The organism is Frankia gtarii, from assembly GCF_025403375.1.
Classification (GTDB): domain Bacteria; phylum Actinomycetota; class Actinomycetes; order Frankiales; family Frankiaceae; genus Frankia; species Frankia gtarii.
In genome coordinates this window covers 1-13,818 of record NZ_JAMPTM010000180.1, presented here as the reverse complement: position 1 = coordinate 13,818, position 13,818 = coordinate 1, and the positions used below count along the sequence as shown (strand labels likewise).

The window sequence follows — 13,818 nt, the reverse complement described above, 5'->3', positions numbered from 1 at the left end:
CGGTGAGACGGCGGGGACGGGCACCCGGGACCGGGGGTGTTCGTGACCATGACCGGACCGTAGATCGATGTGCCGGCGCCTCGCCGGATCAGATGGTGATCTGTGGACAACGGCGGGTTGTCCACAGATCACCCAGGAACGGCAGCGTTGCCACTGTGGCCAGCCGAGATAACGCTGCTGTTCCTCTGCCGAGTCCGGCGGTAAGGTCCACACGTCGCCGACATTCTGGGAGCACCACGGGAGGCGCGCCGATGCGTGTGACCGTCAATTTCGATCGCTGCGCCAGCAGCGGCGCGTGTGTCCAACTCGTTCCGGACGTCTTCGAGATCCGGGACGACGGCTATCTCTATCTGCTGATCGAGGAGCCGGACGACGCACGGCGGGACGACCTTCAGGAGGCGGCCGACTCCTGCCCGACGGACGCGATCAGTATCAGCGACGGCTGACGGGCCCGGCTGCGCACCGGTCGGCTGCCCGCCGCCCGGTGCGGCCGGGCCACCAGTGGGTAGGAACCCGGTGCGGATCCGCGCGTGTGGTGTGGGTCGGCGCGGGAGGTACCTGGATGACGACGACCTATCGGCAGCAACGGCAGACGCCCAGCGCCCTGTGGCCGGCGCTGCTCGTCGTCGGCCTGGCAGTCACAGTGCTGGGCCTGCTGCTGATCCTCAATCCGTTCGCGACGGCCGGCACCCTGGCCGTGCTCGCCGGGGTGGCTCTGGTCCTGTCCGGGATCGGCGAGACGATCGCGGCCGCCAGGGCCGAGAACTCGGCGGGCACGGCCTTCTTCGGGATCCTGCTCGTTCTCGGCGGCATCGTCGTGCTGCTGTGGCCGGGGGTGACGCTACGGGTGCTGGCGTTGCTCGTCGGCGCCATCCTGATCGTCACCGGCGTAGTGCGGGCACTCGTGACCCGGGCATTGCAGTCGCGGGAGTCGCCCTCGCGGGAGACCGATGCCCGCGGTGCGGTGCCCAGCTACGCGCTGGCGGCCGTCAGCGTGGTACTGGGTGTGCTCGCCCTCGCCTGGCCCGACGCGACGATCGTGGCACTGGCGGTGATCTTCGGAATCCAGCTCATCGTCAGTGGGGTCACCGAGATTGCACTGGGGTTGGCGCTGCGGCCCCGCACGCGGGCCTGAACGTCTGACGGCTGCTTCCCGCGGTCGGGGCCCCTCCCGCCGCCGCTGGCGAGAAAGCCGCCAGACGGCGGGGGCGGCCCGCTCAGGCCAGGATGAGGTCGCGCCAGCGGCGGATCGACTCCTCGCTGGCACCGTGGTCATGGACCCAGCCGGCCACGCCACCGGGATGAGCGTCGGTTGTGGCGATGACCGCTTCCGCGGCAGCGACCGACGTCTTGACCAGCTCCCGGCCCCGCTCCGGGTCGCTCACGCCAGGCAGCAGCGCATGTCCCTTGAGTCGCTTGATCACGCCGCGCATGTTCTGCTCGGTGGCCGCGTAGTCGGCGAGGACGTCCCGTTCGACGACGCCGGCGAGACGCAGCAGCACGGCGATCGTGACACCGGTGCGATCCTTGCCCGCGGCGCAGTGCACGAGCACCGGGCCCGGCGTCGTTGAGACGACGTCGACGATCGCGGCAAGCTGGGGGGCGGCGTGCTCGACCATCGCCACGTACAGCGCCTGTAGACCGGCCTCCATTGCCCCCGAGGCGGCGGTGTGGCGGCCGGGCGCCGCGTCGTCGCCGAGCAGTGGGAACACCCTGATCTCGGCGCCGAGGGCGGCGAGCGGATGCGGATTGGGCCCGCGTTCGACGGCGGAGCGCAGGTCGATCACCGTACGCGGCGGCCAGACCATCGACTCCGGCGGCGGGCGGTCTCCGACCTTGGGCATCTCGCTGCGGTAAAGCACACCGGGGCGGGTGCGGCGACCGTCCGCGGTACTCATCCCCCCGACGTCGCGGAGGTTGACGAGCCCGGCGACGTCCGGCGGCGCCGGCGCCGCCAGCGGCGGGGCGTAACCGGCGCCCGCCGCGTCGGTCGGATCGGTGAGAGACGTCATCGAGTACTCCTCCGGCCGTGCCAGCCTGGTTGGCGTCATTGCCGGTCGGCGCTGACCCGGCGGGACCGCGGCCGGCCCGAGACTTACCGGACCCGGGCAGCGGGCCCGTCTACCCGAGGCACCGCCGCCGGCGGCGTCCTCTCATCCTTGCGGATTTCCGCCGGATCAGCGTGCAATCACACGATGCGTCCTGTCACTCACCGAACGCTGCGGCCGGCACGGTCGCCGGCGACCGTCCCAGGTGGATCGAGCTCGAACAGCGACAGGTCCACCGCTCCCTCCGCCGGGCGCGTGGCTACCGACTCTCCCAGGCCGCTTACGCCGCCCTCGCCGGCGGCCAGGCCCGGTGCCGCCGCCGTGGACCCGCCTGCCGACGCCAGCTCCTGCGCCACCGTCGGATCGAGGTCGACCGGGTCGATCAGGTGCGGATCCTTGTTCCGGACGTTGCCCACCGCCGCGTCCACCGGATGCGCGGCGAGCACCCCGCCCGGCGCCGGCCGCAGTAGCGGGGCGAGCCCGGCCGGGTCGGCCGCCGGATCGATCCACCGATCCCAGGCCGCCGCTGGCAGGATCACCGGCGACCGGTCGTGCAGGAACGCCAGCCCCTCAGCCGCCCCGGTGGTGAGGATCGTGAAGGTCACCAGCGGCGTGTCCCCCTTGCGCCACACCTCGTAAAGGCCGGCGAAGGCGAAGATCCCCCCTGCCGCCGGATGGCCCGCCGGGTAGATGTAGAACGGCTGCCCGCGCCGGGATCCGCCGCCCGGATGGAACCACTCGTAGAAGCCGGTGGCAGGCACGAGGCAGCGCCGCGCCGCGAAGGCCGCCCGGAACGCCGGCTTGGTCGCCACCGTCTCCGCCCGGGCGTTGATCATCTTGGCGCCGATGGTGCGGTCCTTCGCCCAGGACGGCACCAGCCCCCAGGTCGCCAGCCGCAGCACCCGGCCGGTGGGCGCCGGTTCGCCACCGGCGCCAGGCGGCTGCGCGACGACGATCGGCATCGTCGACGTGGGGGCCACGTTGTAGCTCTCCCTCACCCCGCCGCCGGTCTCGTCGCGGGCGGACATGGCGGCGACCAGATCGTCGGCCGTCAGCTTCTGCGTGTATCGACCGCACATGCCGACCAGTGTGGCAGCCAGGTCCGACATTTCCCGGCCACGCCCTGCACTCAGGCGAACAGCAGTGCGCCCCCGCCAGCGAGGCACGCCAGCCCCGTCAGGCCGAACAGGCCCACCCAGAAGCCCGGCGGCAGCCCGGTCAGCCGGGCGAGCTGGTCCGGATCCGAATCCTTCCCCCGGCGACGCCGGCGCTGGCGCTGCACCTCGACCACCGGCCGCAGCGCACCGAGCAGCAGGAAGCAGGCCACGTAGGCGGCGAACCCGGCGCGCGCGGTCGGCGGTGCGAACCACGAGACCGTCAGGATCGCCGCGGTGCTGACCAGCAGGGAAAACACCCCGAAGCCGTTTCGGATCACGACGAGCATCGCGAGCAGCAATGCCACGCAGACCTGAAGCACCAGGCTTGTCCGGCCGGTGGCCAGCAGGGCGGCGGCGCCGAGTCCGATCAGGGATGGCGTGGGGTAGCCGGCGGCCACCGTGGCGATCACGCCGGGGCCCGTCGGTCGGCCGGCGGAGACGGTGACCCCGGAGGTGTCCGAGTGCAGGCGGACACCGGCCAGGCGGCGGCCACTCGCGACCGCGGCCAGGGCGTGCCCGCCCTCGTGCGCGATCGTGATGACGTGCCGGGCGACGGGCCACAGCCGATCGCTGAGCACTGTCACAGCCGCGAGCACGGCGGCGGCGACGATCACCCACTGCGGCGGCGCTGGCTGCGCCTCGATGCTGCGCCGCAGGATCTCCATCCGGCCTCTCCCTCTCCGACATCTGCCCGCCTCGCCCGATAGGTGGCGAGTGGCCCCACACCGGCAGCGGCGTCCGTTCCGACATCATCGATCCTGAGGCCGAGGAGGCGGGCAGGTGCCGGCCGGGGGTCCTTGAAAGGGCGAGCGCCCCCCTGTTCGGCGCCCCCGTGACCGGGAGGCGGCGGTAGGGTCGGAACGCGCTTGGATGCCCGGGGGGACCGCGAGGACAAGCTGAGGAGTGGCCCGTCGTGGCGGAATACGTCTACCGGCCGGTTATCACCGTGGTGAGAGGGCTGTTTGGCGCGCTGCGCCTGCAGCTCGACGTGCGGGGTGCGGAGAACATCCCGTCCTCCGGGGGTGGCATAGTGCTGATCAATCACGTCTCCTATCTCGACTTCGCGCTCGCCGGACTCCCGTTCTGGACCAGCAGGCAGCGGCTGGTCCGCTTCATGGCCAAGAAGGAGGTCTTCGACCACCGGATCTCCGGGCCACTGATGCGCGGAATGCACCACATCCCGGTTGACCGGCAGGCCGGGGCCGCGTCGCTGCGGGACGCGCTGAAGGCGTTGCGCGCCGGCGAGTTCGTCGGGGTCTTCCCCGAGGCGACGATCAGCCCGAGCTACTGCCTGGCCTCGTTCAAGTCCGGTGCAGCCCGGATGGCTGCGCACACCGACGTCCCGGTAATCCCGGTGATCCTCTGGGGCAGCCAGCGGGTCCTGACCAAGGGGCATCCGTTCAGGCTGCGGGACGCCGTCGGCACCCCGGTCTCCATCACGGTGGGCCGGCCGGTCCCCCCGGCCGAGCTCGCCGACCGCCGGACGGGGACGGACGTCCTGCACAAGGTGATGACAGAGCTGCTCGACGAGGCCCAGCGAAGCTACCCGCGCCCCTCGCCCGGCGAGCCCGACTGGTGGCTGCCCGCACATCTCGGCGGGTCCGCCCCGCCACCGCCCACCCAGCCGAACGACTCGCGGGCCTGACCCCTCACCGGCTTTCCTGGCCACCGGCGAATGCGTCCGGAAACGTCGGGTCCAGACATTCCAGCTCGGCACCACCACGCGAGGAGAATGCATCCGATGGCGCGAAGGATTTCGCGTCGCCGACCCAGGCGCACCACCGCACGCACGGACATCGGGCTCCGCCCGATCGCCGGGATCCACTGAATCGCCGACGAATCGCCGACGAATCGCCGAGATCCACCGGATCACCGAGATTCCCGGCATCGTCGATGAAAGACCGGCGCACCGCCGCGGAGCGCACCGCGCCACGCGCGCCCAGGCGAGTGAGTCCGAACCCGGACGGGGCGAGTTGCGGTGCGTTTTGCGCGGTCCGAGCCCGGGGATCGTGCACATCGCACCGCAACGCTTTCCGCGCACCGAAACCGGCCGTCACCGGCGCATGTTCGTGGTCTGAGGTTTGACGGCAGCGTAGGCGACGCCACACCCGCTACTCAACGTTGATCGGCTACGACCCCGAGCAGATGGGACTTACTCGGCCAGCTCGCCGAGACCGCCCTGGCCTGGGGCGTGGCGAGGCGGAACGCAGCGGTTCGCAACATCCTCGACGGCACTATCGGGGCCCCGGCAGGCCCCGTTCCGCTTTCGCCCCGTTTACGGTGAAGGCGCCTGGGTACCCGACCGGGCGGATCATGTGGCGGAAGAGGGACGTCAGGCGGAGGTTTCCCGTGCTCACCGTAGGCTGGATTTTACTGGTGATCTGCGCCGTGGCCGTCCTCGGAAGCGTCATGCTCCTCGGGCAGCGTGACAGCCGACGTGCGCGGCTGCAACAGCGGTTCGGCCCCGAATACGACCGCGTGCTCGCCGAGCACGCGGACCGGCGATCGGCGGAACGCCAGCTCAGGCAGATCGCCGAACGGCGCGACGCGCTCACCATCAACCCGCTGACCCAGGCCGACCGGGCAACCTACACGGTCCGCTGGGAGACGCTGCAGACCCGCTTTGTCGACGACCCCGCCGAAGCGACGAGTCTGGCGGACGCCCTCGTCGGCGAGGTGATGCGCGCCCGGGGATATCCGGCTGGCAGTTTCGCCGAGCGCGCCGAGCTGCTGTCCGCCGACCATCCCCGCGTCGTCGCCGGCTACCGGGAGGCGCACCAGCGGACCACGGCCAAGCCGGACGGCAAGAGTGCTCCCGGCCGGCGGGACACCGAGAGCCTGCGCTCGGCCTTCGTGCGCTACCGCGAGGTGTTCAACCAGTTGGTCGGCAGCAACTCAGGGTCCGGTGACAAGGCCGTTCCCACCGGCGACAAGGCCGTTCCCACCGGCGACCGACAGGACCCGAAGGAGCGGCCGGCCGCCGGCCTGGCGGCCACGCCCACCAAGCGGGAGGCGTGAACCCCGCCGCCACCAGATCGTCCGGCAACGTCCGTCTCCCGGCCAGGGATCTTCACGGTCACCGCGCCGCTCTCAAGCCGGCCCCCTCGTAGCACGACAGGAAGGACCGTCATGAGTCTCGACGGCACCAGGCACGACGGCCGCCCCGCGGCGAATTCCCGGTCCGGCCAGGGTCGCGACGCCGACCAGTGGCGGGAGATCCTGCTCAGCTTCGTCGACGACCCGCGGGCCGCGGTCGAGCAGGCCGACCGTCTGGTCGACGAGGCGGTGCGCGCCCTGCAGGACCGCATCGAGGCGCAGCGCGGCGGCCTGCGCGAGGCGTGGCGTTCCCGCGGCGAGCCGTCGACGGAGGATCTGCGCATGGCGCTGCGCGGTTACCGCGATCTCTGCCAGGATCTGCTCGCCTACGACCGCGGGGAGTCCCGCGGCTTCGCCTCGGCCGGGTCGGCGTCGTCGGTGGCGCGGGAGGCGAGCCAGTCCTCCGCCGAGTCGGACCGCGCCGATTCTGCCGCGAAGGCCCCCGCCGACTCCCGATCGTCGGCGCCGGCTTCGGCAAGGACGCCCATCCCGGCGGAACCGTCCCGGGCACGGGTCGCGCCGGCGGGCGCGATGTGGGATGGGATCCGCTGATTTCCCAGCGGCACTACGCCCGGTAGCGGGCCGCCAGGGCGTGGCGCCGCGGCGGATGCACGTTCGCCCGGCGCAGGTCACCGTCATAGTGCGCGACGACGCGGTCGTCCATCAGCCGGAACCACACCGGGGGCAGGTACGCCGCGAGCAGCAGCGTGGCGTACCCCGCCGGCAGTTGCGGCGATTCGGAGAACGAACGCAGGACCTGGTAACGCCGGGTGGGATGGGCGTGATGGTCGCTGTGCCGCTGGAGCTGGTAAAGCGCCAGGTTGCTGGTCACCGCGTCGCTGTTCCAGCTGTGCCGCGGGGTGACGGGCTCGTAGCGGCCGCCGGCGGTGCGGGCCCGGGCCAGCCCGTAGTGCTCGATGTAGTTGACGCCTTCGAGCAGAGTGAACCCGAACACGGCCTGCGCGGCGAGGAAGACGAGTACCGACGGGCCGAACGCGGCGGCCAGCGAGCCGAACAACACGGCGGTGAGCAGCCAGCCGAGCAGCACCTCGTTGCGCAGAGACACCACCCACGCGCCGCGTAGCCGCAGCCGGTGGCTCTCCAGCGACCAGGCCGACCGCAGGCTGCCCACGACCGTTCGCGGCCAGAACCGCCAGAAACCCTCGCCGAGGCGGGCACTGGCCGGGTCTGCCGGCGTCGCGACCCGCACGTGATGACCTCGGTTGTGCTCGACGTAGAAATGGCCGTAGCAGGTGGGCGCGAGCATCAGCCGCGCCAGCCACCGTTCGAGCGGAGCCCGCTTGTGGCCCAGTTCATGCGCCGTGGTGATGCCCACGCCGGTCACCGTGCCGACCGAGACCACCGCGCCGATGCGGGCGAACGGCGACAGCTCGCCGCCCGCCCAGGCCGCGGCGCCGAGAACCAGACCGACGCCGGCCAACGGCAGGTAGAGATAAGTGCACCGGCGGTAGAAACGGTCCCCTTCGAGAGCGGCCCGGATCTCTTCGGGAGGATTCACCGAATCCGCCGGCGTGGAGATGTCCAACAGCGGGACGAGGACGAAGACGAACAACGGGGTGATCCACCAATGCACCCCGAGGCCGGTGCGATGCCACAACCCATAGCCGACGATGGCGAGCAGTGGCACGATGATGGCCGTCAGCCACATATAGCGTTTACCGTCACGCCAGGCAATCCCGCCGGGCGCGGTGAGTACGGGAGCCGCCACCGGCACCTCCGATCCGCCGGGCCGACCGGCAGGTCACCGGAGCGCGCCAGTGCGGGCACGAAACGGACATCCGACGGTTCGGCAGAACTGATCCGTCAATCTGCCACCGAGCATCCACAATGACAACGGGATGTCCGCCACAACGACCCGTGAGGAGTAACTCGCACGTGGCGATGGACGGTGCGCGTTCCGGGCCGCCGCGCCGGCGGTCGCGGTCGATGAGCGACTCGCCGCCCTGGATCGGTGGGGTGATGGTGGGCACGTTGCTGCTGGCGGCCGGAGTCCTGATCACCTACACGCTGCTGCCCCTGCCGGGCCAGCAGCGCCTGGGCCGGGGCAACTACCTGCTCGCGGCGGCGCTGTTCGCCGCGAACATCGCGCTTCCCAGGCTGCTGCGCCGACTGCGCCGACTGCGCCGACTGCGCCGACGCCGGGCGACACGCAGCCGCTGACCGGCTGACGTGGGCTGGCCCGCCAGCGGCCGTACGCGGGTGGCCTGATCTGGGCCGATGTCGGATCTGATGAGCGCAACAAGCACACGGACTACGCTGGATGACGGACACGGAAGTGGTGTCCGGAGCCGTCGTCAAGCCGCCTGACGCCTCGTGGAAGCGGGCCGAGGTCCGTCGCGCGCCGCCCGTAGTTGACGTGCCACACCCGCGTGACCGATCGTCGTGGCTGCCGTGGTTCCGGCGCCGCCGACGTCCTTCACCAGTTTCGAGACCAGGCGATCGCGAGGAGTAACTTCAGTGGATGCGGTGCAGACAGCGGACCATGTCGACGAGGCGGCTGTCGCCGCAACCGTTGCGGGGTCGACCTTCACCCGTCTGGGTGTGATCGGCTGCGGGCTGATGGGCTCCGGCATCGCCGAGGTCGCCGCCCGGGCGGGCCTGGACGTCGCCATCCGCGAGATCGACGAGCCGGCCCTGAGCGCGGGTCGCAAGCGGCTGACCTCCTCACTGGACCGCGGGGTCCGCGGCGGCAAGCTGGCCGAGGCGGACCGGGACGCGGTACTCGCGCGGCTGACCTTCACCACCGATCTCGGTGACTTCGCCGACCGCGACGTCGTGATCGAGGCGGTTGCCGAGAACGAGCAGCTCAAGGCGGACATCTTCGGGGCTCTCGACAAGGTCGTCACGCGGCCGGACGCGATCTTCGCCTCCAACACCTCGTCGATTCCGATCATGAAGTTGGGCATGGCCACGTCCCGGCCGGAGCAGGTCGTCGGCATCCACTTCTTCAACCCGGTGCCCGTCCAGAAGCTCGTCGAGATCGTCCCGTCGCTGCTGACCTCACCCGCGACCGAGGCCGCCGCCGAGGGCCTGGTCACCGGCCGGCTCGGCAAGGAGGTCATCCGCTCCAAGGACCGGGCCGGCTTCGTGGTGAACTCGCTGCTCGTTCCCTACCTGCTGGCCGCGGTGCGGATGCTGGAGTCCGGCTTCGCCGTCGCGGACGACATCGACCGCGGCATGGTGCTCGGCTGCGCCCACCCGATGGGTCCGCTGCGCCTGTGCGACCTGGTCGGACTGGACACCATCAAGGCGGTCGCCGAGTCGATGTACGAGGAGTTCAAGGAGCCGCTGTACTCGCCGCCCCCGCTGCTCATGCGCATGGTCGACGCCGGGCTACTCGGCAAGAAGACCGGCCGCGGCTTCCACAACTACGCCGGCTGAACCCCACCAGCGGCCTGACCCCCGCGCCATCCGAGGACACGACGACCAAGGCGGTCTGCGGTGAATCCGAGCTTCAACCTCTACCAGCTCGCCGAGGAACACACCGCGCTGCGCGAGGCGGTGCGCACTCTCGCCGAGAAGGACATCGCGCCGTACGCCGCGGACGTCGACGACCGCGAGCGGTTCCCGGCGGAGGCGCTCGAGGCGCTCGACCGGGCCGGATTCGCCGCGGTGCACGTCCCGGAGAGCTACGGCGGCCAGGGCGCGGACTCGGTGGCCACCTGCATCGTCATCGAGGAGGTCGCCCGGGTCTGTGCGTCGAGCTCGCTGATCCCCGCGGTGAACAAGCTGGGCAGCATGCCGATCATCCTCGCCGGCTCCGAGGAGCTCAAGCGCCAGGTGCTGCCCTCCCTGGCCAGCGGCGAGGCGATGATCTCCTACGCGCTCTCCGAGCGGGAGGCGGGCTCCGACACCGCCGCGATGCGCACCCGGGCCCGCCTCGACGGCGACCACTGGGTCCTCGACGGCACCAAGACCTGGATCACCAACGCCGGCGAGTCGACCTGGTACACCGTCATGGCCGTGACCGATCCAGATGCGGCGAGGAAGGTCGACGGCATCTCCGCCTTCGTCGTGCACCGCGACGACCCCGGCTTCGAGGTCGGCTCGAAGGAACGCAAGCTCGGCATCAAGGGCTCCCCCACCCGGGAGATCCACTTCACCGGCTGCACGATCCCCGCCGACCGCATCATCGGCGAGCCGGGCACCGGCCTGCGCACGGCGCTGGCCACCCTCGACCACACCCGCCCGACGATCGGCGCGCAGGCCGTCGGCATCGCCCAGGGGGCGCTCGACGCCGCCATCGCCTACGTCAAGCAGCGCCGCCAGTTCGGCCGAGCGATCGCCGACAACCAGGCCGTCCAGTTCATGCTCGCCGACATGGGCATGAAGATCGAAGCCGCCCGGCACCTCGTCTACGTCTCCGCCGCCCGGGCCGAACGCGGCGAACCGAACCTCGGCTTCGTCTCCGCCGCCGCCAAGTGCTTCGCCTCCGACGTCGCCATGGAAGTCACCACCGACGCCGTCCAGCTCTTCGGCGGCGCCGGCTACACCCGCGACTTCCCCGTCGAACGCATGATGCGCGACGCAAAGATCACGCAAATCTACGAGGGCACCAACCAGGTCCAGCGGGTCGTCATGTCCCGCGCGCTGCTTAACGGCTAGCGCTTTAGCCGCAGCGATCTCTTTGTGGTCTCTACTGCGGAAGAGATGGCGCGACGCAGCTGTCTTATGATCGTCGGCGAGGAAGCCGTCCAAGGCGGCAGGAACGAAGCCGGTCTCGACCACTGTCAGGTCCGACTCCACGAGGCCTGTATCGGCCTGTCATCCTCGCGATGCTCGCGCAGGCCTGGCTCGCAGTCAGCACCGCGAACAGCAACGAAACCCAGAACAACCCGCGAAAGGAGGAGGGCCGTCTCCATCGGCTACCAGCGCCGTCCCGACGGTATCCCGATCGACGCACCACCCGAGATCACCAGGGATGCAAGATCCCGCTCACCGCTAACGAGATCCGGCACGTCAGCACACCCGCCGAATCGATCACCCGACCGGCCACGTCTGCCGATACTCGAACTGGCGCCGCCACCACTGGGCATGCGCCCGCTACTTCCACTACCGGCGGTGCAGAAACGCAGCTCAGACCCCATCCATGGGGATAACAACCACGCCACCATCACTATCGCAGCAGTACGTCTGGCGATTAGCGATCGGTCATAAACGTATGATGGCCGAGTTAGCTCACACGAGTTCTCAACGTCTCGACAATAAGACGGATCTTCTCCAGTTGATTCTCGGCGACAACCCGATATTGCAAATACGACTCCAAGGGTGGCAATACGGAAGATATGTATTCGGCCGCCGAATCGGTCGTAAGGAGCGAAAGCGCATACTGGTAGCCCTCCTCCCATCCTTCAGCTCCCGAAAGAAGGGAAGCCTCGGCCAGGTCGAATGCAAACCACGTCAACGCCTGTCGCGACTTCAAGTTTTCCTGGCGTTCAAGTTCTTCCCGCGACTGCTGAACTTCGTGATTACACAGATGCAGAGCATTGGTAAACAACCGTGTCGCTTCCCCTGAGTCACGTCCCGCTGCGGCGTCGATCAGCAGCTGAACGCGCGCAATATTCATCAGCGGATAAAGAGCGTACCTACTGAGCATCGACGCGCGCTTGTACGAATCTCGGCTCTCCTCCAGAGCGGAGCGGTCGAGAGGATCGACAGCCAGCGCTTTGCGGCGATATGCGCCACCTAGGTTGCTCCACGCCTCCGAGTCGTTTGAGTTTAATTCGATCGCCCTCTTGAGGGAATTGATCGCCTCTTCTATTATTTCACTTTTACTCTGCGACACACCCAGCTCTCGCCAGGCGTCATCGGAATCCGGACGAATTGTAATTGCGTTCTCGAGCCTTGCGATCGAGCCAGCGAGATCACCTATTTTTCTCAGGGTGACCCCCAGCATATAGTTGGCATCGAAGGAAACATCATCAATAGCGAGTGCTCGCTCCAGGAGTTCTTTCCTGACATCACCGGAGTTCGAGTGGAGCGCAGCTTCGAGAAGATCTTTGACGCGATCTGCGGTCAGAGCATCGCGTTGACGCTTCAAATTTTCCAGTTCTGCTCGCCTCAACGTCACCAGCGCTAGACCATCTCGAACAGGGCTATCGATTTTTTCGGTCCTGAGTCCAGTTGTGACGGCATCACAGACTTGACCGATTGCCCTTTCCAGTTCTTCAAACTTTTCCGAATAAGGAATGTAACGGCTGGCTGCCGCATTGAATAGCACATCTTCCGAGGACTGGGACACTAGAACCGTTACATTGTCCGCCAACGCCCACCGCACGCCGAGTTCAAGATAAACGTTGGCATTCGCACCAGTCAGATCAGCAATGTATACATCGGCATCCACGGCTTCCGCGAACATCGACTTGAATATGACTCCTTGGCTTACTTTTTTCTTTTCGATATCAAGAGTGACTTTGCGCTGTGTTCGCTTTTGCAACTCACGGCGTATTTTTTCGTAGAATAGTTCTTCTATTTTGCTTACATTCTTCCAATCGGCATTTGGTCCAAGGCTGGTCCCGGGCATAGCCACAAAAACTCTCAATGGATCTAGTTCCGCCAAGGTTACCCCGCTTAATTACGACCCGAGATCATCAGGTTGGAGCCCCGCATCGCGATCGGAGCTCATCGTACAGTGACGATAGACGATGTGGGCTATCTCGGTCGATGCCGAAGCTGACCCCAAGGGCGTTCGCTTTGCGGGGACCACGGTTTGTCAAGGATTGACGGGAGCGACGTGTCGGGCGCGAAACAGGCAGCGGAGCTCCGCTGTCCGTCAGGACCGTCAGGTCGGTGGCGGCGGGCTGGTCGGGGTCGGCGCGCTGGCACGGCCGGTTGGTGTGCGCGATCGACGGGATGACCGCGAGGTCATTTCACGTTCCGCCCGATGACCGGCCCAGACCCGGCCCAGACGCGTCGGCGCACGCCTGCCGATGCCTACGCGTTCCTGCTCCAGATGCCCTTCCGCCAATCTTGCCCCTGGAACGTGAACGGTCGATGCGCCGGCCACACCCATGACGCGTTGGAGCGTCGCGTGAACATGGTGTGAACGCAGCGAGTCCACAGGCAGCAGAAGTGCGCCGTCACAAGTAGAAGTCGGGATCGACCGGCAAAAATCGAGATCACCATGATCTGCGAGGACACTCGCATCCAGCAGGTCGTCATGTCCCGGCGGATGCTGGCGTGGCCGCGACCCGTGGATGGAAGGGGCGGGAGATCAGTGGATGCAGGAGGCGACGGCCGTGGTGGTCGACACGGCCGTCGGGCTCGCCGCCGCGGGCAGTCCCGACGGCGCGGTGGCCGTAGCGCTCGGGATAGCGGCCGGGGTCGTGATCTGCGGGATCACGGCCGCGCCCGGCAGGGACGGCCCCGCGATGACCAGGCCGGAGCCTACGAAGCTGACCCGGCCCGCGCCGCGCGAGGCTCCGGTCGACGCGGACGCGCCGGTCGCGATCGAGGTGGTCCCGTCGCTGGCGATGGTGGCGGTGGCGGTGGCGGTG

At 68.7% G+C, this 13,818-nt stretch carries 14 protein-coding genes; 9 read left to right on the top strand and 5 right to left on the bottom strand.

The window, feature by feature from the left end; all coding sequences use genetic code 11:
• The first annotated feature begins 251 nt into the window (after positions 1 to 251).
• On the top strand, positions 252 to 446 hold the full coding sequence (locus NBZ83_RS22145) for a ferredoxin (protein WP_261568301.1): 195 nt from the start codon (positions 252 to 254) through the stop codon (positions 444 to 446).
• A 116-nt stretch (positions 447 to 562) separates the two neighbouring features.
• Positions 563 to 1,135, top strand: coding sequence for an HdeD family acid-resistance protein (locus NBZ83_RS22140; protein WP_261568302.1), 573 nt, complete (start codon positions 563 to 565; stop codon positions 1,133 to 1,135).
• Positions 1,136 to 1,217: 82 nt separating this feature from the next.
• Here the strand turns inward: NBZ83_RS22140 and NBZ83_RS22135 are convergent, their stop codons facing one another.
• The 3 genes from NBZ83_RS22135 to NBZ83_RS22125 all read right to left on the bottom strand — a co-directional run bounded on the left by NBZ83_RS22135 (position 1,218) and on the right by NBZ83_RS22125 (position 3,870).
• On the bottom strand, positions 1,218 to 2,012 hold the full coding sequence (locus NBZ83_RS22135) for a tyrosine-protein phosphatase (protein ID WP_261575716.1): 795 nt from the start codon (positions 2,010 to 2,012) through the stop codon (positions 1,218 to 1,220).
• Between the two features lie 197 nt (positions 2,013 to 2,209).
• Positions 2,210 to 3,157, bottom strand: coding sequence for an SOS response-associated peptidase (locus NBZ83_RS22130; RefSeq protein WP_261568304.1), 948 nt, complete (start codon positions 3,155 to 3,157; stop codon positions 2,210 to 2,212).
• 20 nt (positions 3,158 to 3,177) lie between these two features.
• Positions 3,178 to 3,870 carry a M50 family metallopeptidase gene (locus NBZ83_RS22125; RefSeq protein ID WP_261568305.1) on the bottom strand — a complete coding sequence of 231 codons (693 nt, stop codon included), beginning with the start codon at positions 3,868 to 3,870 and terminating at the stop codon, positions 3,178 to 3,180.
• A gap of 248 nt (positions 3,871 to 4,118) precedes the next feature.
• On the opposite strand from NBZ83_RS22125, the gene NBZ83_RS22120 reads away from it, so the two are divergent.
• The 3 genes from NBZ83_RS22120 to NBZ83_RS22110 all read left to right on the top strand — a co-directional run bounded on the left by NBZ83_RS22120 (position 4,119) and on the right by NBZ83_RS22110 (position 6,853).
• Positions 4,119 to 4,850, top strand: a complete 732-nt coding sequence (locus NBZ83_RS22120) for a lysophospholipid acyltransferase family protein (protein WP_261568306.1) — start codon at positions 4,119 to 4,121, stop codon at positions 4,848 to 4,850.
• A 704-nt stretch (positions 4,851 to 5,554) separates the two neighbouring features.
• Positions 5,555 to 6,223, top strand: coding sequence for a hypothetical protein (locus tag NBZ83_RS22115; protein WP_261575715.1), 669 nt, complete (start codon positions 5,555 to 5,557; stop codon positions 6,221 to 6,223).
• Positions 6,224 to 6,334: 111 nt separating this feature from the next.
• Positions 6,335 to 6,853: a hypothetical protein gene (locus tag NBZ83_RS22110; RefSeq protein WP_261568308.1), complete on the top strand. Its 519-nt coding sequence runs from the start codon at positions 6,335 to 6,337 to the stop codon at positions 6,851 to 6,853.
• 13 nt (positions 6,854 to 6,866) lie between these two features.
• Here the strand turns inward: NBZ83_RS22110 and NBZ83_RS22105 are convergent, their stop codons facing one another.
• Positions 6,867 to 8,030 (bottom strand): alkane 1-monooxygenase, encoded by a 1,164-nt coding sequence (locus NBZ83_RS22105; RefSeq protein WP_261568309.1) that lies wholly within the window; start codon positions 8,028 to 8,030, stop codon positions 6,867 to 6,869.
• Between the two features lie 218 nt (positions 8,031 to 8,248).
• Between NBZ83_RS22105 and NBZ83_RS22100 the strand changes: the two genes are divergently transcribed.
• From NBZ83_RS22100 to NBZ83_RS22090, 3 genes are all read left to right on the top strand, one after another.
• A complete protein-coding gene (locus NBZ83_RS22100; protein ID WP_261575714.1) occupies positions 8,249 to 8,482 on the top strand; it encodes a hypothetical protein in 234 nt (77 codons plus the stop codon).
• A 297-nt stretch (positions 8,483 to 8,779) separates the two neighbouring features.
• Positions 8,780 to 9,703: a 3-hydroxybutyryl-CoA dehydrogenase gene (locus NBZ83_RS22095; RefSeq protein WP_498041071.1), complete on the top strand. Its 924-nt coding sequence runs from the start codon at positions 8,780 to 8,782 to the stop codon at positions 9,701 to 9,703.
• A gap of 60 nt (positions 9,704 to 9,763) precedes the next feature.
• Positions 9,764 to 10,927 (top strand): acyl-CoA dehydrogenase family protein, encoded by a 1,164-nt coding sequence (locus NBZ83_RS22090; RefSeq protein ID WP_261568311.1) that lies wholly within the window; start codon positions 9,764 to 9,766, stop codon positions 10,925 to 10,927.
• A gap of 568 nt (positions 10,928 to 11,495) precedes the next feature.
• Here the strand turns inward: NBZ83_RS22090 and NBZ83_RS22085 are convergent.
• Positions 11,496 to 12,845 carry a tetratricopeptide repeat protein gene (locus NBZ83_RS22085; protein ID WP_261568329.1) on the bottom strand — a complete coding sequence of 450 codons (1,350 nt, stop codon included), beginning with the start codon at positions 12,843 to 12,845 and terminating at the stop codon, positions 11,496 to 11,498.
• A gap of 697 nt (positions 12,846 to 13,542) precedes the next feature.
• Between NBZ83_RS22085 and NBZ83_RS22080 the strand changes: the two genes are divergently transcribed.
• The coding region (locus NBZ83_RS22080) for a hypothetical protein (RefSeq protein ID WP_261575713.1) at positions 13,543 to 13,818 on the top strand (276 nt) is incomplete at its 3' end.